The organism is Paraburkholderia sp. SIMBA_053 (assembly GCF_046534895.1).
Lineage (GTDB): Bacteria > Pseudomonadota > Gammaproteobacteria > Burkholderiales > Burkholderiaceae > Paraburkholderia > Paraburkholderia caledonica.
This window is the reverse complement of sequence record NZ_JAWRXU010001196.1, coordinates 1-253: the sequence shown is the minus strand read 5'-3', so window position 1 is coordinate 253 and position 253 is coordinate 1. Positions and strand designations below refer to the sequence as shown.

General features: G+C 62.1%; 1 protein-coding gene. It reads right to left on the bottom strand.

What is annotated here, in order from left to right:
* Positions 1–226 (bottom strand): winged helix-turn-helix domain-containing protein (locus tag SB753_RS39425; protein ID WP_410805470.1); only part of this gene is annotated, 226 nt, incomplete at its 3' end.
* Between the last annotated feature and the right edge of the window lie 27 nt (positions 227–253).

Sequence of the window (253 nt, the reverse complement as noted above, 5' to 3'; positions counted from 1 at the left end):
AACCCCCTACTGCTTCAAAGATCATCGTGCGCGTGAGCACCTGACCGGGGTGACGCAACATGAACTCCAGAACACGGAATTCGGTCGGTTTAAGCGTGAGTTCGCGCTCGTGGCGCGAGACCTTGCGGCGCACCAGATCGAGTTCCAGCGACCGGAAGCGCAAGATGGCCTCCTGCTTTGCAGTGCGCGGCCGGCGGCGCAACAGCACCTCGATGCGGGCGGACATTTCCTCTGGCGAGAACGGCTTGACCAG